Source organism: Rhizobium sp. PP-F2F-G48 (assembly GCF_004342335.1).
Taxonomy (GTDB): Bacteria; Pseudomonadota; Alphaproteobacteria; order Rhizobiales; family Rhizobiaceae; genus Ferranicluibacter.
On the sequence record NZ_SLVH01000005.1, the window covers coordinates 18,994 to 43,329 of the forward strand.

General features: G+C 64.7%; 27 protein-coding genes. 3 read left to right on the forward strand and 24 right to left on the reverse strand.

What is annotated here, in order from left to right; translation table 11 throughout:
- Positions 1-87 precede the first annotated feature (87 nt).
- Entirely contained in the window at positions 88-2,397 is a 2,310-nt protein-coding gene (locus C8J36_RS13105; protein WP_132535913.1) for a heavy metal translocating P-type ATPase, read from the reverse strand.
- A gap of 139 nt (positions 2,398-2,536) precedes the next feature.
- Here C8J36_RS13105 and C8J36_RS13110 point away from each other — a divergent pair, with 139 nt between their 5' ends.
- Positions 2,537-3,091 (forward strand): 2'-5' RNA ligase family protein, encoded by a 555-nt coding sequence (locus C8J36_RS13110; RefSeq protein WP_132535508.1) that lies wholly within the window; start codon positions 2,537-2,539, stop codon positions 3,089-3,091.
- Positions 3,092-3,095: 4 nt separating this feature from the next.
- Here the strand turns inward: C8J36_RS13110 and C8J36_RS13115 are convergent, their stop codons facing one another.
- The 14 genes from C8J36_RS13115 to C8J36_RS13180 form a co-directional block, all read right to left on the reverse strand.
- Positions 3,096-3,413: a DUF6074 family protein gene (locus C8J36_RS13115; protein ID WP_245506568.1), complete on the reverse strand. Its 318-nt coding sequence runs from the start codon at positions 3,411-3,413 to the stop codon at positions 3,096-3,098.
- A gap of 83 nt (positions 3,414-3,496) precedes the next feature.
- The gene (ybaK, locus tag C8J36_RS13120; protein WP_132535510.1) at positions 3,497-3,970 is read right to left on the reverse strand and encodes a Cys-tRNA(Pro) deacylase; all 474 of its coding nucleotides are present in this window, start codon (positions 3,968-3,970) and stop codon (positions 3,497-3,499) included.
- A 21-nt stretch (positions 3,971-3,991) separates the two neighbouring features.
- Positions 3,992-4,342: an ArsC family reductase gene (locus C8J36_RS13125; protein ID WP_132535512.1), complete on the reverse strand. Its 351-nt coding sequence runs from the start codon at positions 4,340-4,342 to the stop codon at positions 3,992-3,994.
- Between the two features lie 2 nt (positions 4,343-4,344).
- Positions 4,345-5,406, reverse strand: a complete 1,062-nt coding sequence (locus tag C8J36_RS13130) for a succinylglutamate desuccinylase/aspartoacylase family protein (RefSeq protein ID WP_132535514.1) — start codon at positions 5,404-5,406, stop codon at positions 4,345-4,347.
- Positions 5,407-5,566: 160 nt separating this feature from the next.
- On the reverse strand, positions 5,567-7,144 hold the full coding sequence (gene guaA / locus C8J36_RS13135) for a glutamine-hydrolyzing GMP synthase (protein WP_062595311.1): 1,578 nt from the start codon (positions 7,142-7,144) through the stop codon (positions 5,567-5,569).
- Positions 7,145-7,229: 85 nt separating this feature from the next.
- On the reverse strand, positions 7,230-7,871 hold the full coding sequence (locus tag C8J36_RS13140) for a 5'-methylthioadenosine/S-adenosylhomocysteine nucleosidase (RefSeq protein WP_132535915.1): 642 nt from the start codon (positions 7,869-7,871) through the stop codon (positions 7,230-7,232).
- A 17-nt stretch (positions 7,872-7,888) separates the two neighbouring features.
- Positions 7,889-8,341: a PaaI family thioesterase gene (locus C8J36_RS13145; protein ID WP_062595312.1), complete on the reverse strand. Its 453-nt coding sequence runs from the start codon at positions 8,339-8,341 to the stop codon at positions 7,889-7,891.
- A gap of 125 nt (positions 8,342-8,466) precedes the next feature.
- Positions 8,467-8,919, reverse strand: coding sequence for a TspO/MBR family protein (locus C8J36_RS13150; protein WP_062595313.1), 453 nt, complete (start codon positions 8,917-8,919; stop codon positions 8,467-8,469).
- A 127-nt stretch (positions 8,920-9,046) separates the two neighbouring features.
- Positions 9,047-10,156 (reverse strand): DUF1513 domain-containing protein, encoded by a 1,110-nt coding sequence (locus C8J36_RS13155; protein WP_132535516.1) that lies wholly within the window; start codon positions 10,154-10,156, stop codon positions 9,047-9,049.
- 10 nt (positions 10,157-10,166) lie between these two features.
- Positions 10,167-11,300 (reverse strand): imelysin family protein, encoded by a 1,134-nt coding sequence (locus C8J36_RS13160; protein ID WP_132535518.1) that lies wholly within the window; start codon positions 11,298-11,300, stop codon positions 10,167-10,169.
- Positions 11,300-12,910, reverse strand: coding sequence for a di-heme oxidoredictase family protein (locus tag C8J36_RS13165; protein ID WP_132535520.1), 1,611 nt, complete (start codon positions 12,908-12,910; stop codon positions 11,300-11,302). The genes C8J36_RS13160 and C8J36_RS13165 overlap by 1 nt, the downstream gene beginning before the upstream one ends.
- A gap of 35 nt (positions 12,911-12,945) precedes the next feature.
- Complete coding sequence (locus C8J36_RS13170) at positions 12,946-14,226, reverse strand: imelysin family protein (RefSeq protein ID WP_132535522.1); 1,281 nt, start codon at positions 14,224-14,226, stop codon at positions 12,946-12,948.
- A 166-nt stretch (positions 14,227-14,392) separates the two neighbouring features.
- The gene (locus C8J36_RS13175) at positions 14,393-15,682 is read right to left on the reverse strand and encodes an RsmB/NOP family class I SAM-dependent RNA methyltransferase (RefSeq protein WP_132535524.1); all 1,290 of its coding nucleotides are present in this window, start codon (positions 15,680-15,682) and stop codon (positions 14,393-14,395) included.
- Between the two features lie 186 nt (positions 15,683-15,868).
- A complete protein-coding gene (locus C8J36_RS13180; protein ID WP_244481235.1) occupies positions 15,869-16,192 on the reverse strand; it encodes a septal ring lytic transglycosylase RlpA family protein in 324 nt (107 codons plus the stop codon).
- On the opposite strand from C8J36_RS13180, the gene C8J36_RS25335 reads away from it, so the two are divergent.
- Positions 16,086-16,331, forward strand: a complete 246-nt coding sequence (locus C8J36_RS25335; RefSeq protein WP_245506575.1) for a hypothetical protein — start codon at positions 16,086-16,088, stop codon at positions 16,329-16,331. The genes C8J36_RS13180 and C8J36_RS25335 overlap by 107 nt on opposite strands.
- A gap of 257 nt (positions 16,332-16,588) precedes the next feature.
- On the opposite strand, the gene C8J36_RS13185 is transcribed toward C8J36_RS25335, so the two are convergent.
- The 3 genes from C8J36_RS13185 to C8J36_RS13195 are packed head-to-tail and all read right to left on the reverse strand — an operon-like array spanning position 16,589 to position 19,309.
- The gene (locus tag C8J36_RS13185) at positions 16,589-17,461 is read right to left on the reverse strand and encodes an SDR family oxidoreductase (RefSeq protein ID WP_132535917.1); all 873 of its coding nucleotides are present in this window, start codon (positions 17,459-17,461) and stop codon (positions 16,589-16,591) included.
- Positions 17,461-18,636 (reverse strand): tRNA epoxyqueuosine(34) reductase QueG, encoded by a 1,176-nt coding sequence (queG, locus tag C8J36_RS13190; protein ID WP_132535526.1) that lies wholly within the window; start codon positions 18,634-18,636, stop codon positions 17,461-17,463. Before queG ends, C8J36_RS13185 begins: the two co-directional genes overlap by 1 nt.
- Complete coding sequence (locus C8J36_RS13195) at positions 18,617-19,309, reverse strand: glutathione S-transferase family protein (RefSeq protein ID WP_062595585.1); 693 nt, start codon at positions 19,307-19,309, stop codon at positions 18,617-18,619. The genes queG and C8J36_RS13195 overlap by 20 nt, the downstream gene beginning before the upstream one ends.
- 195 nt (positions 19,310-19,504) lie before the next feature.
- Here C8J36_RS13195 and C8J36_RS13200 point away from each other — a divergent pair, with 195 nt between their 5' ends.
- Complete coding sequence (locus C8J36_RS13200; protein WP_132535528.1) at positions 19,505-20,311, forward strand: undecaprenyl-diphosphate phosphatase; 807 nt, start codon at positions 19,505-19,507, stop codon at positions 20,309-20,311.
- 117 nt (positions 20,312-20,428) lie between these two features.
- Here C8J36_RS13200 and C8J36_RS13205 read toward each other — a convergent pair whose 3' ends face one another.
- From C8J36_RS13205 to pmtA, 6 genes are all read right to left on the reverse strand, one after another.
- Positions 20,429-20,593, reverse strand: a complete 165-nt coding sequence (locus tag C8J36_RS13205) for a hypothetical protein (RefSeq protein WP_092931659.1) — start codon at positions 20,591-20,593, stop codon at positions 20,429-20,431.
- A 234-nt stretch (positions 20,594-20,827) separates the two neighbouring features.
- Positions 20,828-21,808, reverse strand: coding sequence for a complex I NDUFA9 subunit family protein (locus C8J36_RS13210; RefSeq protein WP_062595323.1), 981 nt, complete (start codon positions 21,806-21,808; stop codon positions 20,828-20,830).
- Positions 21,809-21,938: 130 nt separating this feature from the next.
- Entirely contained in the window at positions 21,939-22,226 is a 288-nt protein-coding gene (locus C8J36_RS13215; RefSeq protein WP_062595324.1) for a DUF1330 domain-containing protein, read from the reverse strand.
- Positions 22,227-22,261: 35 nt separating this feature from the next.
- Positions 22,262-22,975: an orotidine-5'-phosphate decarboxylase gene (gene pyrF, locus C8J36_RS13220; RefSeq protein ID WP_132535530.1), complete on the reverse strand. Its 714-nt coding sequence runs from the start codon at positions 22,973-22,975 to the stop codon at positions 22,262-22,264.
- Positions 22,968-23,615 (reverse strand): histidine phosphatase family protein, encoded by a 648-nt coding sequence (locus C8J36_RS13225; protein WP_132535532.1) that lies wholly within the window; start codon positions 23,613-23,615, stop codon positions 22,968-22,970. The genes pyrF and C8J36_RS13225 overlap by 8 nt, the downstream gene beginning before the upstream one ends.
- Before the next feature lie 29 nt (positions 23,616-23,644).
- Positions 23,645-24,241: a phospholipid N-methyltransferase PmtA gene (pmtA, locus tag C8J36_RS13230; RefSeq protein ID WP_132535534.1), complete on the reverse strand. Its 597-nt coding sequence runs from the start codon at positions 24,239-24,241 to the stop codon at positions 23,645-23,647.
- Positions 24,242-24,336 lie beyond the last annotated feature (95 nt).

The following is a 24,336-nucleotide window of genomic DNA, read 5'->3' on the forward strand; positions in this document are numbered from 1 at the left end:
GCTTCCCTCACGTCGCGCAGATCCTCCCGCGCGACCGCGCAGACAAACGCCCGGCAGAGATGCCGGGCGTTTGTCGTTGTTGAACGATCAGGCGCGGACGCGCAGGAGGCGCAGGGCGTTGATGGTGACGAGCACCGTTGCGCCGGTATCCGCCAAAATCGCCGGCCAGAGGCCGGTGATGCCCACCACGGTCGTCACGAGGAAGATAGCCTTCAGACCGAGCGCGACGGCGATGTTCTGGCGGATGTTCGCCATGCAGCGCTTCGACAGATCGATCAGCGCTGCGACATCGGCGATGCGCCCGTGAAGAATAGCGGCATCCGCGGTTTCGAGCGCCACATCCGTGCCACCACCGATGGCGATGCCGATATCGGCCGCCGCGAGTGCGGGCGCATCGTTGATGCCGTCTCCGACCTTGGCCACCGTCGCGCCCTGCGCCTTCAGCTCACGCACGATGGTCTGCTTGTCCTGCGGCATGAGGTCGGCGCGCACGTCGATGCCAAGATCACGCCCGACGGCCTCTGCCACGCGGCGATTGTCGCCGGTGAGCATGACCGTGCGGATGCCGTTCGCCTTGAGCGCGGCCAGCGCCTGCCGGGCGTCCTTGCGCGGCTCGTCGCGCATGGCGATGGCACCCGCCGCCTGTCCGTCGATGACGAGCACCGAGACCGTCTTGCCGTCGTCGTTCAGCGCCTGAATGGCGCTCGACTGATCTGCGGTCAGCGGCGCGATGTCGCCTGCGGCCCGGGGCGAGCCGAGGAAGAGGCTCTGCGAACCAACCTTTCCCGCGACGCCCTTGCCGCCCTGTGCCGATGCACCTTCGGCTGCGGGATAGGCGATGCCGTCAGCCTCCGCACGGGCGAGAATGGCGAGCGCCAAGGGATGGCTCGATCCGGCATCGAGCGCGGCCGAGAGGCGCAGGATCTCGCTCTCCTCGCCCATGAAGGTGAGAATATCGGTGACCACGGGGCGTCCTTCGGTGAGCGTTCCCGTCTTGTCGAAGGCCACGGTATCGACCGTGCCGAGCTTTTCCAGAACAGCACCGCCCTTGACCAGCAGCCCCCGACGGGCGCCGGCCGACAGGGACGCCGCGATGGCGGCCGGCGTCGAGATAACCAGTGCGCAGGGGCAGCCGATGAGGAGGATGGCGAGACCCTTGTAGACCCATTCCGACCAGGAGCCGCCGGCCAGAAGCGGCGGCAGGATGGCGACCAGCGCCGCGACCACGACCACGGCCGGGGTGTAGTAGCGCGAGAAGCGATCGATGAAGCGCTCGGTCGGCGCCTTCGCCTCCTGCGCTTCCTCCACCAGGCGGACCACACGGGCAATCGTGTTGTCAGCCGCTGCCGCGGTCACTTTCACGCGCAGCACGCCCTCGCCATTGACGGTACCGGCAAAGACCGGCTCGCTCGCAACCTTGCGAACGGGCACGCTTTCGCCCGTCACCGGCGCTTCGTCGATCGCACTTTCGCCTGAAAGGATCTCGCCATCGGCAGGAATGCGGTCGCCGGGGCGGATGCGAATGATGTTGCCGGGCACCAGCGCGTCTGCCTGCACCTCGCGCGTGACGTCGCCGTCTTCGAGGAAGGCCGTCTTCGGCACGAGGTCCGACAAGGCCTGGATGCTGCGCCGCGCGCGGCTGGCGGCCACGCCTTCGAGCAGTTCGCCGACAAGAAACAGGAAGACGACCGCTGCGGCCTCTTCTCCGGCATCGATGATGACGGCGCCGATGGCGGCAATGGTCATCAGCATCTCGATGGAGAACGGCGTTCCCGCCAGCGCCGCCATGATCGCGCGCCGGCCGATGGGCACGAGGCCGACCAGCAGCGCAAGGAGAAAGGCTTCGGACGCAAACTCGGGAAACAGATGCCCGACGGCGTAGGCAAGCACGAGCGCACCGCCGCAGAGAAGCGTCAACCGGCCTTTGGCCGATGCCCACCAGGGTCCGGACGTGGGCCCATGATCATGGCCGTGCAGACCTGACGGAAGGGACGCGGCGGCGCTTTCGGACGTCGGACGCTGTGCCTCGTGGGAATGGGCATGGTTACCGTGATCATGATCGTGCTTCTCACGGTCATGGTCATGGTCATGGTCATGGTCATGGCCGCCATGATCGTGATGGGCGTGTCCGCTGCAACACGCAGAAGCCTGCGCAGGTGCCGCATTCGCCGGCGTCCGGTTCGCAGGCACGGTCTTGTAGCCGAGACCGGAAACCTTGCGCGCCAGTGCGTCCAGGTCGGTCGTCTCGTCGTGATGAACGGTCATGGCTTGCGTCGTGACGGAGACCGCGACATCCGAGACCCCGGCCACGCGCCGGACAGCGGTGTCGATCTTGGACGCGCACGAAGCGCAGTCCATGCCCGAAACGTCAAATCGTGTCTTTCGCATCTCGCCCATCATCAACTCCCTCTTGTTAGGTCATGGTTGTAAGGGCTCTAGCGACTAGAGCTACAAGCTAAAAATGACGGGATGCGCGATTTTTACATCCGGGCCGGGCGCGCAGCCGTAAAATCGGCTGATGACAGGACACGAGACGATGACTGACAACGAGACGCAACACGGCGATGATGGCCGTTTGCCGCATGTTTCACACCGGCCCCTGATCCTCACAGCCGAGATGGAGGCCATGGCTCAGGACCACTTCGATCTTCTGCGCGCCCGACATTTTCCACCGGAGCGAAACTGGCTATCGGCACATATCACGTTGTTCCATGCTCTGCCGGGTGCGGAAAGAGCGGCTATAGAGCAGCATCTTGACGAGGCCACGGCCGGGTTGCGGCCCATCGCGGCAACGGTCGAGACCGTTCGCTTTCTTGGAAACGGCGTCGCCTTTGCCCTGTCGAGCCCTGCCCTTGAGGGTTTGCGAACCGCACTCGTGCAGCGATGGAGCCCTTGGCTGACGCGACAGGACCGGGAGGTTTTTCGACCGCATGTGACGGTGCAGAACAAGGTCTCCCCGGACACTGCACGCGCGCTTCAGGCATCGCTATCCGAAGACTTCGCTCCATGGGATTTCGCGGTCACCGGACTTCGTCTCTGGCACTATGCCGGGGGCCCCTGGGAGCCGGCGGCCCGTTTTTCACTGAAATGAAGCGTCAGGTGCGGGCGCGGTGGCCTTCTTCCGGGTCCGCATCGGCGCCTGCTTCGAGACGCTCGCTATAGCGGCGCATCATTTCAAGCTGCACTTCCGTCTGGAAATCCATGACCTGATGATGAATGTCATTTTCGTCACAGCCCAACGTGGCGAGATCGTCGGCAAGGTTGCGGCAGGCCGTGCGCCAGTAGGTCACGGCCGCTTCGCCATGAACGGCTTCGAGCTCGGCCGCGCACCGGCGGATCAGGTTTGTCCGTCCGGACAGCGGAAATGCGATGATCCCGCTCTGCGCGCCCCGGGCGTCGTGTCCTGTCGTCATGTTCACACCGATTCTCCTTCTGTCACCCTGATGTAAGGAGATTTTGGTTAACGCTTCGTATCCAACACCTTGATGGCGTTCCCTTATGTAACGAGCGGCATGGCTGCAGCGCCAAGCACCGCAACCGCATCGGCCGGTGCAAGACGGACCTGCAGGCCGCGCTGCCCGCCATTGATATAGACCAGCGGCTCGGCGAGTGCCGCTTCCTCAAGGAAGGTCGGCACCAATTTTTTCTGCCCGAACGGGCTGATACCGCCGACATGATAGCCGGTGAGCCGCTCGGCAGCGGCCGGCTTCATCATGGCCGCGGACTTGCCCGATGCGGCGGCAGCCAGCTTCTTCATGTTCACCTCGCGGTCGGATGGCACGACCACGCAGACCGGCTTGCCATCGACCTCTGCCATCAGCGTCTTCAGCACGCGATGTGGCGCCTCGCCCATGGCTTCGGCCGCCGCCATGCCGATCCGATCGACGGAAGGGTCGTAGTCATAGCTATGGGTGGTGAAGGCGATCCCGGCCTTTGCCAGCGCCTGCGTTGCACGTGTCGTTTTCGACATGGCCCGTTTCCCTTTGGGGGCTCAGTTTCCGAAAAGCCTCTCATAGGCCTCCGGCCGGAAGCCGGCGGTCAGTGCGCCTTCATGATCGAGGATCGGGCGCTTGATCATGGACGGGTTGGCCAGCATCAAGGCGATCGCCTTTCCCGCGTCGAGATCCTGCTTGTCCGCGTCCGGAAGCTTGCGGAACGTTGTCCCTGCTTTGTTCAGGATGCTCTCCCAACCCAGCGCGGCGCACCAAGCCGAGAGGGATGCACGGTCGATATCATCGACCTTGTAGTCGTGAAACCGATATGCGATGCCGCGGCCATCGAGCCAGGTCCGGGCTTTCTTCATCGTGTCGCAGTTGCGGATGCCGTAAAGGGTCGTCACCATGATCAGTCCTCCAACGCGCCGGATTTGCGGCCGGCTCCGGTGTTTCCGGCACAACCGATCTTCATCAGGTCGTCGCGGCGGCGGGCAAAGCGGGCGGACGACCGCGTGACGACCAGGCCGGCCTGCGGCGCGCGCACCTCCACATCGTGCTCCGGAAAGCCGGGTCGCGGGATGAGGACGGCCAGCAGGTCGCCGGCCTCGACGCGTTCGCCGATGTCGCGATGAAAGAGAACGGTGCCGGGAACAGGCGCCTTGATCATTTCGATCGTGTCGAGAGCGAAGGCCGGGCCGGAATAAGGCTCAAGCGCGGGTGCGTCGCCCTCCACGATGCCGCGGGCCTGAAGAAACGCCCAGAGCCCGTCGGCATCGCGACGCGCCACGTTCGGGCCGACGTCGCGACGCCCGCGCAACTCCACCGTCACCGAGAGGCGACCCGGCAGCAAGAAGTCCTTGCCGCCCCTCTCCTGTTTCCAGGCGTAGGAAACGGCCTCCTCGAAAGCCGAGCTTTCTCCGTCGGACAGGAAGACCGCGTCCATCTGCAGGGCCGATGCGAGGTCGGAAGCCTCAGGCCAGAAGGCGCTATCGATATAGGCATAGGGCAGCGATTCGTCGTCGCAGTGGAGATCGAGCACCAGATCCGCGCCGAGCGCGCGGTGGAGCAGCTCCCGCTTCAGCCGTTCCGGCGCAGTGAGCCGATCGAGACCCAGCAGCAACTCGTGCCGTGCGGACGAGGCGATCAGGGGAAAATCGCGATTGTAATTGCCGCGCGACCCCAGGTCGAAGCGGCCTTTCATCTCGCCGAAATGCGCTTGTGCCGCACCGATGGGATTTGCCTGCGGCACGATGGTGATGTCGCCCCGGATCATACCCGCAGCTTCCGCATCGCCCAGCCGTGCACACAGCAGGTGAAGCGCAGCGACACCGGGGAGTTCGTTGGCATGCAGGGCGGCCTGAATATAGACCTTCGGTACCGCGTTGGCGTGCGGCCCGGCAAATTCGAGGACCGGAATGTGCCAGCTGATCTCCGGCGTGTCTCCGGGAATGACGATCGCGCTCTGCTTCACCTTGGCCTCCATCCTGTTCCGCCTCTATAGCCGAACCACCGCATCGTTCAAGAACGAAAAGTGAACGATTACGCCTTGGCAGAGCATGGAATAGGAAGAAAGACGATAGAGAAGAAGCCGGCGCGTCACATCGCGTGGCGTACCGGCTCCTTGCGTGGTCTTATTCCCACTCGATCGTGCCCGGCGGCTTCGACGTTATGTCGTACACGACACGGTTGATGCCGCGGACTTCGTTGATGATGCGGGTTGCGGTGCGGCCGAGGAAGGTCATGTCGTAGGGATAGAAATCGGCCGTCATGCCGTCGACCGAGGTGACGGCGCGCAGGGCGCAGACGAAGTCGTAGGTGCGGTAGTCGCCCATGACGCCGACGGTCTGGACCGGGAGCAGCACGGCGAAGGCCTGCCAGATGACGTCGTAGAGGCCGGCCTTGCGGATCTCGTCGAGATAGACGGCATCGGCCTTGCGCAGGATGTCGAGCTTTTCGCGCGTCACGCCGCCGGGGCAACGAATGGCAAGGCCCGGGCCCGGGAAGGGATGGCGGCCGACGAAGCGTTCGGGCAAACCGAGCTCGCGTCCGAGCACGCGGACTTCGTCCTTGAAGAGCTCGCGCAGCGGCTCGACCAGCTTCATGTTCATGCGGGCCGGCAGGCCGCCGACATTGTGGTGGCTCTTGATCGTGACGGACGGGCCGCCCGAGAAGGACACGCTTTCGATCACGTCGGGATAGAGCGTGCCCTGCGCGAGGAAGGCCGGGGCGCCCTTGCCGTCGGCCGCGATCTTCGCGGCTTCCGCCTCGAACACCTCGATGAAGAGGCGGCCGATGATCTTGCGCTTGACCTCGGGATCGACCTCGCCGGCAAGCTCGGTCAGGAACAGGTCCGACGCGTCTACATGAACGAGCGGGATATTGTAGTGGTCGCGGAACATCGTGATCACTTCGTCCGCCTCGTTGAGACGCATCATGCCGTGATCGACGAAGACGCAGGTCAGCTGGTCGCCGATCGCCTCGTGGATCAGCACGGCGGCAACCGAGCTGTCGACACCGCCGGAAAGGCCGCAGATGACGCGGCCGTCGCCCACGTCGTCGCGGATCTTGCGGATCATTTCGGCGCGGTAGGCGGCCATGGTCCAATCGGACTTCAGCCCGACGATCTTGTGCACGAAGTTGGAGAGGAGCTTGCCGCCATCCGGCGTGTGCACCACTTCCGGGTGGAACATGGTCGTGTAGTAGCGGCGCTTCTCATCGGCCGCGATCGCGAACGGCGCGTTTTCGGAGGTGGCGATGACCTCGAAGCCCTGCGGCAGCTGCGTCACGCGGTCGCCATGGCTCATCCAGACGGGATAGCGGCCGCCGACCTCCCACAGGCCGTCAAACAGCGGGCTTGCCGCCTTGATCTCGACGTCGGCGCGGCCGAATTCGGCGGCGTGGCCACCTTCGACGGTGCCGCCGAGCTGCGTGCACATCGTCTGCTGGCCATAACAGATGCCGAGCAGCGGAATGCCGCTGTCGAACACGGCCTGCGGCGCGCGTGGGCTGCCGTCCGCCGTGACGGAGGCCGGGCCGCCGGAGAAGATGACGCCTTTCGGACCCATCCGGGCGAAGGCCTCATCGGCATTGTTGAACGGGTGGATCTCGCAGTAGACGCCGGCTTCACGAACCCGGCGCGCGATGAGCTGGGTCACCTGGCTGCCGAAATCGATAATGAGGATGCTGTCGGGATGGGCTATCTCGGTCATGCCTGGCCTTTTCACGCGCGGGATCATTCCGAGCCTTTAAATAAACAGGCCGGCAAGTGCAACGTCTAACCCGCGTCTGCCTGCCTCAAAGGCCGAGCGCACCTTCCGCCAACGCCGTTTCGAGCCTGTCCAGGACGGCCGCGAGCTTCTCGTCGATCACGTCGAGATAGGCCGTCCAGTCGGAGACATGGCGAAGGTCCGCCTTGCCATCGGAAATGCCGCGCAGCGCCAGCAGCGGCACGCCGAAGGCCTGGCAGGCGCGCAGCACGGCGAAGGTTTCCATATCCACCATGTCGGCGGCGATGTCGGCATAGGCCGCGCCCGAGACGATATTGCCGCCGGTGGAGAGGCTCGCTTCGGCGAGGCCGGGAACGCGCAGAGCCAGCGGAACGGTGACGGGAAGGTCGAGGAAAGGTGTCGCTCCTTTTTCAAAACCGAGCGGCGATGCATCCATGTCGCGATAGGCAACCGATGTCGCCTGGTACACTTCCGCCTGCTCGAGCCTAGCGGAGCCGGCCGAGCCGAGGGAGACGACAAGTGCCGGAAGACGATTTGCGGCGGATAGTCGCTGCAGGGCGCGCGTGACAGAGACCGCGGCCTCCACCGGGCCGACGCCCGTCATCAACGGCGTCATCCGCGTCTTCAGATGGGGGCCATATTCCGCCTCTGCCGCCATGACGTAGAGGACGGCTCGATCGCCCGCCTGTTTCAGCAGATGTTCGGGCATGTCGTCGTTCCGTTCGCTCACTCTGCAAATCCTTCGCGGTCGCGCACGACCATCTTGGTGGCCGTCATCGAGGCGATCAGCTTGGGCGGGGCGTCCTGCGACATCGCATAGGCGCGGCCGTCGGAGACGATGATCGTCGTGCCCGGCTTGGTGATCTCGCCGCGAAACAGAAAACGCTCGCCGCGGCCGGGCGACAGCAGGTTGACCTTGAACTCGATGGTGAGCAGACCGGCGTCCGGTTCCAGCACCGAATAGCCCGCATAGGTGCTTGCGGTTTCCAGTGCAGAGGAAATGATGCCCGCGTGGAGAATGCCGTGCTGCTGCGTCATCATCTCGTCGAAGGGCAGCTCGATCTCCACCATGCCCTGCTCGACGCGCGTCAGCTCGGCACCGATCGTCCGCATGAAGGCCTGCCGGTCGAAACTCCGGCGGACACGGAGGCGAAAGTCGTGGTCGATCGTCTCATCCATGTCCAACACCCCAATGCCACCGGATCGGCGGCTCCGGACAACGTCTGCTGCCGGCTTCTCGCTCGGAACGGCGGGAGACTGGCACGCACGTCCCCTCGCCCGCAAGGGCTTGCCCTTTAGCACATTCAGTTGAGGAGCAGAATAGAGCCGTTCAGCAGCGTCGCGAACGAGACCCAGGCGGCATAGGGCACGAAGAGCCATGCCGAGAGGCGATCCTGCCGCCAGGATGTGACGATGAAAGCATAGACCGAAATCAGCAATGCTAGGATGACGATCAGCGCCAGAGCGATCTCGTGAAGGCCGAAGAACAGCGGCGACCAGGCAAAATTGAACAGCATCTGCGCGCCCCAGAACCGCATGGCGCGTGTGTGGCGATGCTGCAGGAAGGTGCGGGCACCGACAAAACCGATGATCACGTAGAGCGTCGTCCAGACGGGCGCAAAGATCCAGTTCGGCGGGTTGAACGGCGGCTTTTGAAGCGACTGGTACCATTCGCCGGGAATATTGTTGATCCCGATCAGCAGGCCGCAGGCGACCACGGCGACGATGAAGAGAGCGTAGATCAGCGGAGGGCGCATGGGGGTCCAATCAGTGCGAATTCGGTCGAGGCAGGAAGCGGAATTTAGGGCGGCGCCGCGCCTTTGACAGGCAGCGGCAGAACGGGCGGCTTTTGTGCAGGGCGAGCGTGCAGGGCGTGCTGCCCGCTCACGTCGGGCGGGTGCGGATGATATGCTGGTCCCAGGCGATCGGACTGGTTCGTTCCGCAAAGCGCCCGTCATAGGATGACACTGCAAATCCCGGGCGTTTTGCGGGCGCGATGCCGGCGGCGTCGGCGAGCTTTTCCAGCTTGACGAATGTGCCGGTCCGCGCGTCGACGGTGACCACGGCGCCGCCTTTCGGCGAGGCGAGGCCGACCAGCCCCTCCGCCCGGTGGACGGCGATGGCGCCGACATAATTGGCGAGCGCTGCCGCCGCTTCTTCCGGCAGATCGAGAAATTTCATGTCCTCGCCCGGTGCGAAGGCACCGGCAACCGGCGGACGGGCATTGCGGGGACCCTCGTACTGGCAGGCGAACCAGATGCGGCCGCCGGCATCGATATCGACGTGACGCGTCGAGAGTTGCCGCAGATGCGGTGGCATGACGTGACGCTCGACCAGCCGGCCGGTCGCCGTGTCGATGAGGACGAGCGAGGGCTCCATGTGATCGAGATTGAGCTTGGTGCGTCCGAAATCCGGATGCGTCTCGATGCCGCCATTGGCGACCACCAGAAGACGTCCATCCGGCGACAGCGTCATATCGTGCGGGCCAATGCCGTAGGTCGGGAACTCGCCCATGCGACGATAGCCGTCCGTGCCGTCATAGAAGCCGATCATGCCGCGATTGCCGGCAAAGTCGTTCTCCGTGGCGTAGAGCAGCCGACCGTCTGCCGAGAAGCAGCCGTGACCGAAAAAATGTCGCCCCTCGCTGGCGGTGATGACGACAGGCTCATCGCGCCCGGCGGTATCGAGGACCATCGCGAAGGTGCCGGGGCGCCGGGCGAAGGCGACGGTGTGGCCGGAGACGGCGGAATGCGCCAGTCCATGGGCTCGATCCGGCAGGACATGCCGGTCGATGACCTCGCCTTCCTCGGAAACGGTGGCAATGCCGTAGGCGCCGTCGCCCGCCCGGAAGGCGGAGGCGAAGACGGCGTCCGTGCGGGAGAGGACCGCGGCCGCCGCGGGGGAAAGCGACACGGCCCAGGCGGCGCCGGCCATCGAGAGGAAAGCGCGTCGGTCGACAAGGACCGGACGTAGGGTGATCGCGGATTGCGTCATGGCCGCCCCGTCAGTCGCCGTCGGCAAAGGAGAAGCCGGCACCGAGCCCGATCGCGGCACCGAAATCCATATTCAATCGCTGCAACAGATCATTGGCATTGCGCAGAACGAGAAGGAGTTTCCGGCGTTCCCCCGTATCCATCAGGGCCTTGTCGATCGGCTGATCGACGGCATCGGCCGAGGCGATGAGCTCGTTGAAAACGATATCGATCGAGGCGGCGATCGACTGCTTGTCGGCAGGAAGGAGCGCGCGCATGCCGGAGGCATCGAAAAGGGCTTTGAGACCCCGCGCATTTCCGGCAACCGAATCCATCGTTTCGCCCGAGCGCCAGTAGACGGCAAGCTTCGGATGGCCGGGCGACGGCGCAGGGGTGATCGCGCCCGCAAAGACGGGGCGCAGCCGCTGGTCGCGCAGGCTTTCCACCCCGTGAACGAGGATGCCGAGAAGCTCGGTTGCCGCCTCTCCCGACGTCCGGTAAAGCGGGTTGTCAGGCCCCGGCGCCTTCCAGGCGGCCTGGACACCGCGTGGATTTTCCCAGGCGGCGCTCAGTTCCGCAGCCACGCTCGTGAGATTGTCGGCAATGGCGCGGGCATAGCGGCACCGGAACCCGTCCGGTGCGTCGAGCAGTTCGTCGGCATCGGTGCCGAACAGGACATATTCCAGTGCGCCCAGCCCCTGGACCGCAACGCTCTTGCCACGCAGCGCGCTTGCGATCGTCGCGGTCTCGTCGCTTTCGGCCAGGATGCGCTGGACCTGCTTCAGACCCGTGCTCTTGCGATCGGGAAAGAACAGAACGCGTTCGAACCGGTTGCCATCGAGAACGGGCCCGACGCGGACGATCTCGATGCGGGACCAGGCAGCGGTGACGTCGGAGAAGGCGCGCTTGGCGCGGGCGAGCGATGTCTCGGACGGACGGTGGCAGAGTGGGCGCAGATGGTCGGCAAGGGCACCGGTGCGCTCGACCAGTTCGCGGTAGCCGGGCCGGATGAAGCCATCGACGGCGCGCGCCATCACCTTCGGCACGGCTTCCGACACCAGACCGCTCGGCGGTGCTGCTGCGACATCCTCGTCCGCCTCCTGCGCGAAGGCTGGGGTGGCCGAGGCGAGCGCCACGGTGAGCAGAAAGGCTGTCCATAGACGCATCAGAGCGACTCCAGAAAAGCAAGCAACGCCCGGCGATCCGCGGCGTCGAGGGATACGAAACGATCGCGCGCGGCCTGCGCTTCGCCGCCGTGCCATAGAACGGCCTCGGTCAGCGTCCGCGCCCGTCCGTCATGCAGGAAGCCCGCCCTCGCATCGACGGTGTGCGCAAGACCGATACCCCAAAGCGGCGGCGTCCGCCATTCCCCCGGCAGCGGCGTTGCGCCATCCTCGGGTTCAGCGCTGCTGCCGGCAGCCGGGTCGGACAGGCCCTCGCCCATGTCGTGCAGGAGCAGGTCGGAATAGGGCCAGATGAGCTGGAAAGCAGTCGATGGCGCTGCCGGATCGCGGCGGGTGACGAATTTCGCAACGTGGCAGGAGGCGCAGCCCACCTCGGAGAAGATCCGCTTTCCCGTGAGCACCGCAGGCGCCGCGACGTTGCGTCGCGCCGGGACGGCCAGATGGCGGGCGTAGAAGGCGACGAGATCGAGCACGGGATCGGGCGCCTCGCTCGTTCCCAGCCGGGCCTGCACGCCGTCCTCAAGGGCAAGGCATCGCGGCTGTCGGGCGGTGCAGTCGCCATGGCTTCTCATGTCGTCGGGCGTGGAGATCCCGATATCCGTCGCAAAGGCAGCCGCCGCCTGGGCCCGCACGGTCGGAGCCTGCGCCTTCCAGCCGAACCGGCCGAGAACCGGAGCATCGTCCGCACCCTGCGCAAGCCAGGACGGCCGGCCGCTGATGCCATCGCCGTCGCGATCCCTCGGGTCCGCATGGGCAAGGATATCGCCCGCATCGATCGCCTCCAGCAGGCCGAGACCGGTCATCGGCGGCGCGAGACGCGGCGACAGGCGGGTGGCACTGTCCAGCGGACCATAGGCGAGGTCTTCGATCCCATAGACGGGGCGGCGCAGGCCGACACGCTCGCCACCGGCAAGCGTGACCGAAAGTTCGTCGTAGCGCAGCGCGAGACGACCCTCGGCCGGCAGGCCGGGCACGCCGCTGTCCTGCAACTGACGACCGTAGACGGGATCGCCGTGCCGACCGGATCGGGACGGGTCGGGGAACGCGAACGTCATGACCAGGGAGGGGCTTCCGGCACCACCGGCCGGCGGCCGTCCCCGTCCATCCCGGACATGGCAGGTCTCGCAGGAGCGGGCGTTGTAAAGCGGCCCAAGGCCATCCGAGGCCTGCGTCGAGGAGGGCGAGGACACCCAGAGCTTTTCGAAAAGCGCGCTGCCGAGGCGAAACCGTTCTTCCGCCTCCGCATCCAGATTGGCCGCGGGATGGGTGAGCCCAGCCCGGTCCGGCCTTGCGGTCGAGGTTCCCGCGCCACCGGCCATGGCCTCGAAAGGCTCGGGTCGGGAGACGTCTTGCGTTGGCCTCGTCACATCGGCAACGCGGCGCCTGTCCTTTTCCGACAGGTCGCTCCGCCCGTCGACATCTCCCGACAGCGGAAGTGCCGGCTCCGACGCGAAGACCGGCGTATTCAGGCGGGCGGACTGCCCGCCTGCCCCCGCGCCGACCCATATCCCCGCCCCTGCCACGACGAAAGCCGCCGCGAGGCTCGCGGCGGCAACAGGCGTAATGAAACGGTGAGGGGTCCGGGCGGTCATCGCGGATCAGGCGTCGGCGCGTCCGGGCGCGGTTCTCACTGGAAGACGGCGTTCGGGTTGTCGAGGCTGTCGGAGCCTTCGAGCTCGATCTTGCCGAGATCGAGTGCGGTCAGCACGCGCTCGACGGTCTTCGACTGGGCGATCAGCCCGTCGATCGCCTTCTGGACGACGGCGTTGCCCGCGGTATTGCCTTCCGCGATCATCTGGTCGTAGGCCTCGACCGTCTGGCCGCGCTTGGCCATGGCCTGCATCGCAGCCACGGTCGCCGCAAGCTTTTCCTTCATCTCCGCATCCACGGCCGGATCCTTGGCCGCGACGAGTTCCGACAAGGAGGGGCCGGTCAGCTTCGTGCCGTCGGTGCGGGTGTAGGTGCCGAGATAGGCCTGTTCGATGCCGATCGCGTCATGCAGATGCGAGTTGTAGGTGTTGTCGGAGAAGCAGTCATGCTCCTCTTCCGGATCGTGCAGCAGGAGGCCGAGCTTCATGCGCTCGCCGGCAAGCTCGCCATAGGAGAGCGAGCCCATGCCGGTCAGAATGGCGGTGAGCCCGGCCTTCGGATCGGCTTCGACATTTTTCGTGGCGGCACCATCCGGCGTCCAGTTGGCGACCATTTCCTTCAGGTCGAAAACGAGCAGATCGGTCGCAGCCTTGAGATAGGCGGCCCGGCGATCGCAATTGCCGTTGGTGCAGGCCTTGGTATCGTAATCGGTGTAGGGACGGTTTCCGGCGCCCGGTCCGGTGCCGTTCAGATCCTGCCCCCAGAGCAGGAATTCGATGGCATGATAACCGGTCGCCACGTTCGCCTCGATGCCGTCGGCTTCCTGCAGAGTGCCCGACAGGAATTCCGGCGTGATCTTGGAGGCGTCGATTTCCTTGCCGTCGATCGAGATCGTCTTGTTGGCGATGACGTTCGCGGTAAAGAGCGCATTCTCGTCGCTCTCGTTGCCATAGCTCGGATCGACGTAATCGATCAGGCCTTCGTCGAGCGGCCAGGCGTTGACCTTGCCTTCCCATTCATCGACGATCGGATTGCCGAAACGATAGACCTCGGTTTCCTGGTAGGGGTTGCGTGCGGCCAGCCAAGCCTCGCGGGCGGCCTTCAGCGTCGCCTCGCTCGGTGTCGCGATCAGCGCATCGACGGCCTTGTCGAGCGCCTGCGCGGTCGTCAGGGCATCCTCGAATTTTGCATGGGCGACGTCGGAGTAATGCTTGAGCACGGCTGCGGCATCGGTGGCGGCCTGGGCCGGCTGAAGCGCCAGCACGGAGGTGGCAGTGGCCAGCGCCAAGGCGGCGGCGCGAAGGAATGATACGGTCATGACCTCTCCTCGGCGGAGCCCGCCCGCAGAGCCGGACAGGAATACCGCGCGTGTGAAACGGATCCGGGACCGGACGTGCCTTCCGGCATGCCCCTGCCCCGTGCGATCCTCATGAACGAAAATTAAACTGGTGTCAAAGTGTATAGTTTAGAATGCTTTGAACCTGTCACCCCTGCCGCTGCAGCATGGCGAAGAAGAAGCCATCGGTCGCGGTGGATGCCGGGGACAGCGTCAGCGTGCGGCCGTCGCGCGTGACGGGGCGGCGAGCCGAGGTGCCGAACAGCGCGTTCCAGCTGTCGATCGCCGGCAGGGCGGTGAAGCCCGGGTTTTCCGCCAGGAAGCGATCGACCTGCTGGTCGTTCTCTTCGGCAAGCACGGAACAGGTGACATAGACGAGGCGACCACCGGGCCGGACGTAGCGCGCAGCCTCCGCCAGCGCCTCGCGCTGCTGGCCCTGGCGCTCCTCGATGTTGCGCTCGTTCAGGCGCCACTTCGTGTCGGGCCGACGGCGCCATGTGCCCGTGCCGGTGCAGGGCGCGTCCACCAGAACGGCATCGCAGCGCTCCGTCAGACCGGCGAGCGCCTGCGGCCGGTCGTGAACCTGAACGTTGCGGGTGCCCGCCCGCTTCAGCCGCTCGATGATCGGCGCCAGGCGCTTGCGGTCGGTGTCGAAGGCATGAACCTGACCCTTGTTGTCCATGGTCGCCGAGAGAGCCAGCGTCTTACCGCCGCCGCCGGCGCAATAATCGAGGATCTGCTCGCCACCGGTCGCGCCGACGAGATCGGCAACGATCTGCGAGCCTTCGTCCTGGACTTCGAACCAGCCCTTCTGGAAGGAAAGCTCGGCGGTGACGTTGGGGAGACGAGACGGACCTTCGCCGGGCGCGACACGAAGGCCCTGACGCGCGGTTTCGGTCGGCCGCACGCCGGCCTCATCGAGCGCTTTCAGCACTTTCGCGCGATCGGCCTTCAGCGTGTTGACGCGCAGGTCGAGTGCGGGGCGTTCGGCGAGTGCCGCGGCTTCTTCCAGCCATCGATCGCCGAAAACCAGCTGGAAGGAGGGTACGACCCATTCCGGAATGTCGCCCTGAACAAAAACGGGGGCATCCTCGAGGTTGCGGCTGCGGAACGCGGCCAGGGCCGCTTCCGGCAGCGGGGGCGGCGCAAAGCGGTCGCCCTCCAGGCTTGCCGCCAGCGTTTCAGGCGTTTCGCCCCACTGGCGCAGCATGACGGCATGCCCAAGCGCAGTCGCGCTATCGTCGTCCATCAGATAGGCGTGGGACAGTTTGCGGCGGAGCGCATCATAGACAATGTTGCCGATGGCGGCGCGGTCGCCGGAGCCGGCAAACCGATGGGCAAGGCCCCAGTCCTTCAGCGCATCCGCAACCGGGCGTTTTCGCGTCTCGATGTCGGAGAGGACATCGATCGCACCGGCAAGTCGTCCACCCAGTCGCATCGCTCACACTCCATCGTTCGGCAGCACAGACCCATCGTCTATCGTGGCGCGTGTACCGGCGATGAAAGCGAAGAGCAAGCGGGAAGGCCCTTTGCGACCTTGCTCCTCCCTCCACAGGCCCATGCCGCGGAGGTCGTTTTTCGTCAGATCCGGATTTCGTCCGGAACCTTTTTCGACTGTCGGGCTTTAACCGACGACGCGATAGCAGATGCTGGCGTGACCGGCGCTGACCATGCCGACCTGCGACGCTGCAGCTTTCGAGAGGTCAAGCACACGGCCCCGGATGAAAGGGCCCCGGTCGTTGATGCGGACGACGACGCTCTTGCCGTTGCGCTTGTTGGTGACTTCCACCCGCGTGCCAAACTTCAGGCTGCGGTGTGCGGCGGTGAGGTATTTCGCATTCATGCGCTCGCCGGAGGCGGTGCGGGATGAGAGTGCGTACCAGGAAGCGCCGCCGCATCCGGCACCTGCGGCTTGTGATGGTGTGATGGATGTAAAAGTTGCCCCCAAAGCAACGCATGCCGACAGTGCGACACTCGCAAGTTTTCGTCTCGTCAACCAGGTACCCCTTCGTCGTATCGTCTTGCTCTTCAGCGAACGAGACGGCTTGTCCGGGGCAAAAATGGCGAAAAAGAGCTTCAACCGTTAAGCAACGGTTAGGTTTTACTCACCCAGCCACTTGTTGAAATTTCTTAAAATTTTGAATCACCAGTCTGTATCGGAAAAAACGGCGTGGAATCAAAACGATTCAGAAATACGGTGTTTTCTGGAATGGTTTTTCCACAGGCTAGATAAAATGAGATTAAAATTTTGAAACCGTCAGAAATCCATCATCTGGAAGTCCTCACGGCGCTACGATTTCTCGATTAGGTTGTGTCGCCGGCAAAGGATATCGAGCCGTTGGGCTCAGACTTTCCAGCAATCCTCGTTCCACATCTGACGCAGCGACTGGCGGTAGTCGGGATGCAGGAAGGTATATCCGGCAGCCCGCAGCCTTGCGTTCGAGACGCGCTTGTTTTCACCATAGAAGGTTCGCGCCATCGGCGAGAGTTCTGCCGTCTCGAAGGCGATTTCCGGGGGCGGCGTCACGCCCATCAGACGCGCGGCCTCCAGCACGACATCTTGCGGCGGAGCCGGCTCGTCGTCCGTGACGTTGAAGACCCCGCCCATGCCTTTCTCGCTGAGGAACGCCACGGCGCCGGCGATATCCTCGACGCGGATGCGGTTGAACACCTGCCCCGGCTTCACCAGACGCCGTGCCGTGCCGTTGGCAAGATTGAGGAAGCCGTTTCGGCCGGGTCCGTAAATGCCGGACAGGCGCAGAACGGCCACAGGAATGCCGGTTGATCGGCCGGTCTCGAGCCACGCTTCTTCCGCCTCCACGCGTTCTCGTGAGCGGGTCGATACCGGGTCGAGCGGCGCGTCTTCAGTCACCCAGGCGCCCTTATGGTCGCCGTAGACGCCGACCGTGGAGAGATAGGCAACCCAGCGCAGGTTCGGCATGAGGCTCGATACATCCGGCATGCCGGGCCGCATCAGCGGATCGCCGGCCTTGCCGGGTGCGATCGACTGGACGAGGTGCGTGGTGCGCGCCATCACGGCGCGAAGCGCGGGAGAGAGGGTCTCGCCATCATAGATCAGCGCTTCAAGGCCCATATCGGCGAGCCCCTGCTGGCGCTCGGGCGAACGGGTGGTGCCCGCGACCGAGCGTGCCTCCGGCAGAAGACGGCGCGCGATGGCGGCGCCGGAGAAACCCGCACCCAGAATGAGAACGTCCATCATGCGGCTCCTGCGCGTATCCATTCGTCCAAGACCTCGCTGTCATCGTCCTGAGGTCGCTCACGGGCAAGCGCCCGAAATGCGTCCGGCGACAACAGCCGCGACAATGCCCAGACGGCCATCCCCCGCACCGCAGGCGAAGCATCCGTCAGGCGCGCGCGACACGGGAACACCAGCGCGGGATCGCCGGAATTGCCGGCCGCGATCAGGCAGTTGCGCACGAAGCGATCCCGCCCGATGCGCTTGACCGGGGAGCCGGAGAACAGCCTGCGAAAACCGGCATCATCGAGCGCGATGAGAAGAGCCAGCGAGGGGGCCGCGAGATCGGCGCGCGCCCTCAGCTTCATCTCGCGTGCCACGGCCGCGAATTTGTTCCAGGGGCAGGCCGAAAGACAGTCGTCGCAGCCATAGATGCGGTTGCCGATGGCCGGGCGCAGGGCGGGATCGATCGGCCCCTTGTGCTCGATGGTGAGGTAGGAGATGCAGCGGCGCGCGTCGATCTTGTAGGGCGCCGGGAAGGCATTCGTCGGACAGGCGTCGAGGCAGGCGCGACAGGAACCGCAATGATCCTGCTCGGGCGTATCGATCTCAAGATCTTCCGTCGTGAACAGGCTGCCGAGAAACAGCCAGGAGCCGAACGTCCGGCTGACGAGGTTGGTGTGCTTACCCTGCCAGCCAAGACCCGCCTGCGCGGCGAGCGGCTTTTCCATCACCGGCGCCGTGTCCACGAACACCTTGACGTCGGCGCCGGCGCGCGCGGCAAACCGCGTCGCGACCTCCTTCAGCCGCCCCTTGATGACGTCGTGATAATCCCGGTTCTGCGCATAGACCGAGATCGCGCCACGATCCCTCAAGTCCAGCACGGTGCGGGGGTCATGGTCCGGGCCGTAATTCATGCCGAACATCACGACGGAGCGCACCTCGCTCCACAGCGCACGGGGATCGGCACGGCGCTCGGCGGTCTCGGCCATCCAGTCCATGGTGCCGTGGTAGCCCTTGTCCAGGAAATCCGCCAGATGGGCCGGCGCATCCGGTATGGTGTCCGGCATCGTGATGCGACAGACATCGAAGCCCTTGTCGCGCGCCTCGGCCTTCAGGAAGGAAGTGAGGCCTGCGCGGCGACGGGCAAGAGCGCCGTCCGCGCGGCTTTGCGGATCAGAAGTCGAGGTCCGCATAATGCGATACCGGTGTCAGGCCGCGCACGCGCTCGGCCAGCAGCGGGCGGAAGGAGGGGCGCGATTTCAGCCGCTGATACCAGTCCTTGGCGGCAGGGGCCTCCGTCCAGTCGATCTCGCCCATGTAGTCGAGCACGGACAGGGCGGCGGCGGCGGCAAGGTCGGCATAGGACAGGCGGTCGCCCGCCAGATAGGTGCGCGAGCCCGCGAGCCACGACAGGTACTTCATATGCTGGCGGATATTGGCGCGCGACAGACGCAGCATTTTCGAGTCCGGGGCGCCGCCGCCCTGGTCCGCCGTCATCTGCAGCTTGAAGATCCGCTCGCGCACCAGAGGGCGGGTCACGTCGGCTTCCATCTTTAAAAGGAACCACTCGGTCAGGCGGCGAATTTCCGCGCGCTGGAACGGGTCTTCCGCCAGAAGCCGGCGCTCGCGCTTCAGCACGCCATTGGTCTCGTCGAGATATTCGGAGATGACAGCGGCGCCGCAGAGCGCACGCATGCTGTCATCGACATAGACCGGCAGCGTGCCGGCCGGATTGAGCGCCAGAAAATCGCGCCGCTTTTCCCAGGGCTGCTCTTCCGTCAGATCCGTCTGGTAGCCGTATTCCGACAGGATGAGCCGGACGAAACGGGACGCTGTGGACATGGAGTGATGATAGAGTGTGGGCATCGCTTCGTCTGTCTCGGAACAGGTTTTCAAGGTCGGATCGCGGGGCGCGGTTTCGGCTGGCCATGGCAGAGGGAAGACAGCTATAAGACAGCGCTCGTCGCAGCTATAGAAGCAAGCCTTGCCGAACTCAAGCGAATCGGCCCTCCCCCGGTTCCTGAACCCTTAAACTCCTTTGCTTAAAGGAAACCTTACCTGATGCCCGAACATTCGATCTTCAGTGCGCTCCTTCTCGGCCTCATCGAGGGCCTGACCGAGTTCATTCCTGTCTCCTCCACCGCGCATATCCTTCTCGTCGGCCACTTCCTCGGCTTCGAGTCGAAGGGAAAGACCTTCGAAATCATCATCCAGCTCGGGGCGATCCTCGCCATCCTCACCGTCTATTTCCAGCGTCTCTGGTCGATCCTGATCGCCCTGCCCAGCGATCCCCGGGCCCGGCGCTTCGTGCTCCTCATTCTGCTCGCGTTCCTGCCGGCCGCGATCATCGGGTTTCTCGCCCATGATTTCATCAAGAACGTTCTGTTCGAAACGCCGAAGCTGATCTGCATCATGCTGATCGTCGGCGGCATCATTCTCTACGCGATCGACCGGATGCCGATGAAGCCGCGCTATCACGACATGATGGACTTCACGCCGGCGCTGGCGCTGAAGATCGGCCTGTTCCAGTGCCTCGCGATGATTCCCGGAACGTCCCGGTCCGGTGCGACCATTGCCGGCTCGCTGCTGATGGGCACGGACAAGCGCTCGGCGGCGGAATTCTCGTTCTTCCTCGCCATCCCCACCATGCTCGGCGCCACGGTGCTCGATCTCTACAAGAACCGGGACGTGCTGGATTTCAACGACGCATCGTTGATCGCCGTCGGCTTCATTGCCGCCTTCGTCTCGGCACTCGTCGTCGTGCGCTCGCTGCTCGCCTTCGTGTCCAGCCGCGGCTTTGCCCCGTTCGCCATCTGGCGCATCATCGTCGGCACGGTCGGCCTCATCGGCCTCACCGTCTACGGCTGAACCGGACAAGAAAAAACCGCATGCAGCCGATCACGGTCTGCATGCGGTTTCCTGGCCCCCGCCATACCCTTGGAATTCTTATCGGCAGCCGATGTAACATCGTTGCCGCAACAGACGTCAGCGGCCGGATACGAGACCGATCGACGACGTCGTGCAAGGATCGACGCCATAAGCCGGCGCACAGTTATCGTGGCTGCCTGCCACGGTCTTCGGCGCGGCGAACGAGCCGGCAACGATGACCAATGCCGCGCACGCAAAGAAAATTGCGATCGACTTACCCATTTACTCTCTAGCCTTTCGAGATGTCGGAATGGCGTGCCCTGATCCTGACAAAGGCACGCGGCTGCTGTCTATGCTCCAGCACCGGCACAAGCAATAACGCAACATGTTGAATCGCCGGTAAAGGCCGACGGCAAATGTGCAGTGCGGCAGAACTGCAACGCCGGTCGTTCCGGACAGAGAAAAGCCGCCGGTTCATCACCGGCGGCTGATCAGGTCCAGCATTTCAAGGCAGGCTCAGGCGGCCTTGCCGGAGCGCGTATACTGACCCTGCGGCCGGTAGCGAACGAGGTAGCTCGGGATGATCGCCTCGACCAAGGTCGGCTCGATTCCGAACGCCTTGAAGGTACGGCCCTCGGCTTCGGCCGCCGGCGAGACGACATTGTCGCTTTTGAGCAGCGTCACCTGGTCGGTGGTGAGCGGCGGGGTGATGAGCGGGATCAGGGAGGAGACGCTGCCGATCAGGGAAGCGACACCGAAGGGCAGCGTGACGAGCGCACGCTTGCGATCGATCGCTTTCAGCATGATCTCCAGACACTGGCGGAAGGTCAGCACTTCCGGACCGCCGAGCTCGTAGATCCGGCCCTTTTCGACCTTGCCTTCGACTGCCTTGGCGACGGCTTCGGCCAGATCCGCGACATAGACCGGCTGGAACGCGGTCTTGCCGCCGCCGACCAGCGGCAAAGCCGGCGAGAAGCGCGACATCTGGGCGAACTTGTTGAAGAAGCCGTCTTCGGGACCGAAGACGATCGAGGGACGCAGGATGACCGCATCCGGCTTGATCTCCATCACGGCCTTCTCGGCCTTCGCCTTGGACTGGGCGTAGACGGACTCGCTTTCGGCATCGGCGCCGATGGCGGAGATATGGGTGAGCGAGGCGCCAACGCTGCGAGCGGCTTCAGCCACGGCGCGTGCGCCGAAATCCTGCACCGCATCGAACGTATTCCGGCCGGCCTCGAACAGGATGCCGACGCAGTTGACGACGTGATCGCTGCCCTGCACGGCGGCATCGACCGACTGGCGGTAGCGCAGGTTCGCCTGGACGAAGGAGATCTGGCCGACATTGCCGAGCGGCTGCAGGAAGCCTGCCAGATCCGGGCGGCGCACGGCGACGCGAATGCGAAAACCGCGCCGAGCAAGCGCGCGCACCACGTGCCTCCCGACGAAGCCCGATCCGCCGAAGACGGTGACGAGCGGGGGAAGATTGGACAGGGTCATGGAACGGCGCTCCGGTGGTTTTCAGGCATGGGGTGTTTTTTCAGGCATGATCAATCATGCGATATAGCTTAACCCACCTCGTACGGAAAGATATCAGGCAGTGCAACATGTCGCAGAGGGACGGCGCCGCTCAGACGCCTTCGACCACCAGCATGTCGGCATCGGCGATCTCCTGGCGGATGGCCGCAGCAATCTGGTATTCCGGCGAATGGTAGCAGGCCGTGGCGGCCTCCATCGAGGGGAATTCGATGATCACGTTGCGCGCCCGGATGGTGCCCTCGAGCTTTTCCACCGGCCCGCCGCGCGCGAGGAAGACGGCGCCATACGTCTCGAAGGCTGGCTTGGCCGCCGCGACGTAATCCTTGTAGCGCTCGGCGTCGCGAACATCGACGCGCGCGATCCAGTATCCCTTGGCCATGATGGTCTCCTCTGAAATATGTCACGCCGAAGCGGTCAGTCGTTGCTGGGCCAGCTGGCGCGGCGCATGTCGTCGAGAATGGCACGCGTCGCCGCGCGCGGATCGGCCGCCTGAACGATCGGGCGACCGACGACGAGATGGCTCGCACCGGACGAAATCGCATCGAAGGGGGTCATGACCCGTTTCTGGTCGCCCTTGTCGGCGCCCGCCGGCCGGATGCCGGGCGTGACCACGGCAAGATCCGGGCCCACGATCTCGCGCACGATCGCAGCCTCTTCGGCCGAACACACGATGCCGCCCATTCCCGCATCCCTTGCCTGGGCGGCGCGGCGCAGCACGAGCGCGCGCGGATCGTCGGCATAGCCGGCGGCCTTCAGATCGTCCGCATCCATCGAGGTCAGCACGGTCACGCCCAGCAGGCAGAGGCCGGAGCCTTTCGCGGCCTCGACAGCGGCGGCCATGGCTTTCGGATAGGCGTGCAGCGTCAGCATGGTCATGCCCATGCGCGCGATGTTCTCGACGCCCTTGGCGACCGTGTTGTCGATATCGAGAAGCTTCATGTCGAGGAAGATCTTCTTGCCCGACGCGGCAAGGTCCCGCGCAAAGTCGAGACCGCCGGCAAAGACCAGCTGATAGCCGATCTTGTAGAACCTGCCTTCGTCGCCGATCGCATCGACGATGCCCTGCGCCTCGGCGATCGTGGGCACGTCGAGACCGATGATCAACCTGTCGCGCGCTGCCTCAGCCATCTGTCCACCCCTGCCAGTCCTCGATGCGGGTCCACTTGCACACCGGGCGATGCCGGGCAAGGGAAAAAACCGTGTCTGCGGGATCGTTCAAGCTGGCGGGGACTGGACCGAGGGGAAACGCAAAGAGATTGCCGCCACCGCCGGGGCCCTGATCGTGCACCCGCGAAATGGGGACGCCGGAGAGGTGGCAATAAAGCAGCGTGCCGACGCCGCCATGGCCGACAAAGGCGATCGGGACCTTTGGATCGTGCGTATCGAGCACGGCCGTGACGGCGCGGACGATGCGGGCCTGCGCGTCATCTGCCGTTTCCCAGCCGCGAAAGCTCACGGCAGGCTGGGCGAAAAAGCTGTCGGCCGCCGCCTCGAACTCTGCCGGCGGCAGGAAACCGGTCGCCGAGCGGTCGTTCTCGCCGGTGTTCTCCAGAACCTCGACGGTTACGCCCGATGCCGCAGCCAGAATTGCGGCCGTCTCCAGCGCCTTCGTCTCATCCGATGAGACGATCCGACCGAGACGCCGTGCCCAGCCGGAATGCGCTCCGATCCCGGCCCGCGCGCGACCCCGCTCCGAAAGGCCCCAGCGCGGGATCGGCACGTCGGGATCGATCGAGACCTCGGGATGGCTGATATAGAGACCGAACATGACGGTGCCCGTTCGCGCTGAAGACGGGATCAATGCGTCTTGCGATAGATCCAGAGCCGTGCCGGCGGGATATTGCGCATGATGAAATCGAGCTGTTCGGTGCGGAACCGGTCCGGCATGTTGGCGACGGGCGAACGCGGACCATAGGAAATCTGCACCACGGGGCGACCGACAGGCACCCGGGTCAGTAGATCCTCGATCAACGCGACACGGCGCGGCATCGGCATGTTCAAAAGCGGGACGGCCGAAATGGCGCAATCGAACTGGTCGCCGGCACGGCGGCCGAGCGTGGTGCCGAGATCGAAGGCATCGCCGTTGATGAACTCGACCGCGGGAAAGCGCGCCAGGAGCTGGGTGTAGAAGTCGCTCGAATATTCGACTGATACGAGCTGGTCGGGCGCAACGCCGCGATCGAGGATGGCCTTGGTGATGACGCCCGTTCCGGGCCCGAGCTCGAGGACCGGAAGGCCCGAGCCGATATCGATGACGCTCGCCATCCGCCGCGCGGCGATCGAGGAGGTCGGCGTGATCGCCCCCACAGCCTTCATGTTGCTGCGCCAGCCCTTGAAGAACCGGATTTCCTCATCGAATTTTTTACCAAAACGCTCTTTCAAACGCAAATTCATACCCGTCTCCACTCCGACTCGCTGCTTGAGCGTTCGCTGTCATACCGCATTCAAAAATCCAAAGCGACAAAAAGCGTTCTTTTTGCGTCATTTGA

Coding starts and splice junctions, on each gene's coding strand:
- C8J36_RS13105 (WP_132535913.1), bottom strand. CDS start 2,397: ATGGGCGAGATGCGAAAGACACGATTTGACGTTTCGGGCATGGACTGC.
- C8J36_RS13110 (WP_132535508.1), top strand. CDS start 2,537: ATGACTGACAACGAGACGCAACACGGCGATGATGGCCGTTTGCCGCAT.
- C8J36_RS13115 (WP_245506568.1), bottom strand. CDS start 3,413: ATGACGACAGGACACGACGCCCGGGGCGCGCAGAGCGGGATCATCGCA.
- ybaK (WP_132535510.1), bottom strand. CDS start 3,970: ATGTCGAAAACGACACGTGCAACGCAGGCGCTGGCAAAGGCCGGGATC.
- C8J36_RS13125 (WP_132535512.1), bottom strand. CDS start 4,342: ATGGTGACGACCCTTTACGGCATCCGCAACTGCGACACGATGAAGAAA.
- guaA (WP_062595311.1), bottom strand. CDS start 7,144: ATGACCGAGATAGCCCATCCCGACAGCATCCTCATTATCGATTTCGGC.
- C8J36_RS13140 (WP_132535915.1), bottom strand. CDS start 7,871: ATGCCCGAACATCTGCTGAAACAGGCGGGCGATCGAGCCGTCCTCTAC.
- C8J36_RS13145 (WP_062595312.1), bottom strand. CDS start 8,341: ATGGATGAGACGATCGACCACGACTTTCGCCTCCGTGTCCGCCGGAGT.
- C8J36_RS13150 (WP_062595313.1), bottom strand. CDS start 8,919: ATGCGCCCTCCGCTGATCTACGCTCTCTTCATCGTCGCCGTGGTCGCC.
- C8J36_RS13155 (WP_132535516.1), bottom strand. CDS start 10,156: ATGACGCAATCCGCGATCACCCTACGTCCGGTCCTTGTCGACCGACGC.
- C8J36_RS13160 (WP_132535518.1), bottom strand. CDS start 11,300: ATGCGTCTATGGACAGCCTTTCTGCTCACCGTGGCGCTCGCCTCGGCC.
- C8J36_RS13165 (WP_132535520.1), bottom strand. CDS start 12,910: ATGACCGCCCGGACCCCTCACCGTTTCATTACGCCTGTTGCCGCCGCG.
- C8J36_RS13170 (WP_132535522.1), bottom strand. CDS start 14,226: ATGACCGTATCATTCCTTCGCGCCGCCGCCTTGGCGCTGGCCACTGCC.
- C8J36_RS13175 (WP_132535524.1), bottom strand. CDS start 15,682: ATGCGACTGGGTGGACGACTTGCCGGTGCGATCGATGTCCTCTCCGAC.
- C8J36_RS25335 (WP_245506575.1), top strand. CDS start 16,086: ATGCGCTCGCCGGAGGCGGTGCGGGATGAGAGTGCGTACCAGGAAGCG.
- C8J36_RS13185 (WP_132535917.1), bottom strand. CDS start 17,461: ATGGACGTTCTCATTCTGGGTGCGGGTTTCTCCGGCGCCGCCATCGCG.
- queG (WP_132535526.1), bottom strand. CDS start 18,636: ATGCGGACCTCGACTTCTGATCCGCAAAGCCGCGCGGACGGCGCTCTT.
- C8J36_RS13195 (WP_062595585.1), bottom strand. CDS start 19,309: ATGCCCACACTCTATCATCACTCCATGTCCACAGCGTCCCGTTTCGTC.
- C8J36_RS13200 (WP_132535528.1), top strand. CDS start 19,505: ATGCCCGAACATTCGATCTTCAGTGCGCTCCTTCTCGGCCTCATCGAG.
- C8J36_RS13205 (WP_092931659.1), bottom strand. CDS start 20,593: ATGGGTAAGTCGATCGCAATTTTCTTTGCGTGCGCGGCATTGGTCATC.
- C8J36_RS13210 (WP_062595323.1), bottom strand. CDS start 21,808: ATGACCCTGTCCAATCTTCCCCCGCTCGTCACCGTCTTCGGCGGATCG.
- C8J36_RS13215 (WP_062595324.1), bottom strand. CDS start 22,226: ATGGCCAAGGGATACTGGATCGCGCGCGTCGATGTTCGCGACGCCGAG.
- pyrF (WP_132535530.1), bottom strand. CDS start 22,975: ATGGCTGAGGCAGCGCGCGACAGGTTGATCATCGGTCTCGACGTGCCC.
- C8J36_RS13225 (WP_132535532.1), bottom strand. CDS start 23,615: ATGTTCGGTCTCTATATCAGCCATCCCGAGGTCTCGATCGATCCCGAC.
- pmtA (WP_132535534.1), bottom strand. CDS start 24,241: ATGAATTTGCGTTTGAAAGAGCGTTTTGGTAAAAAATTCGATGAGGAA.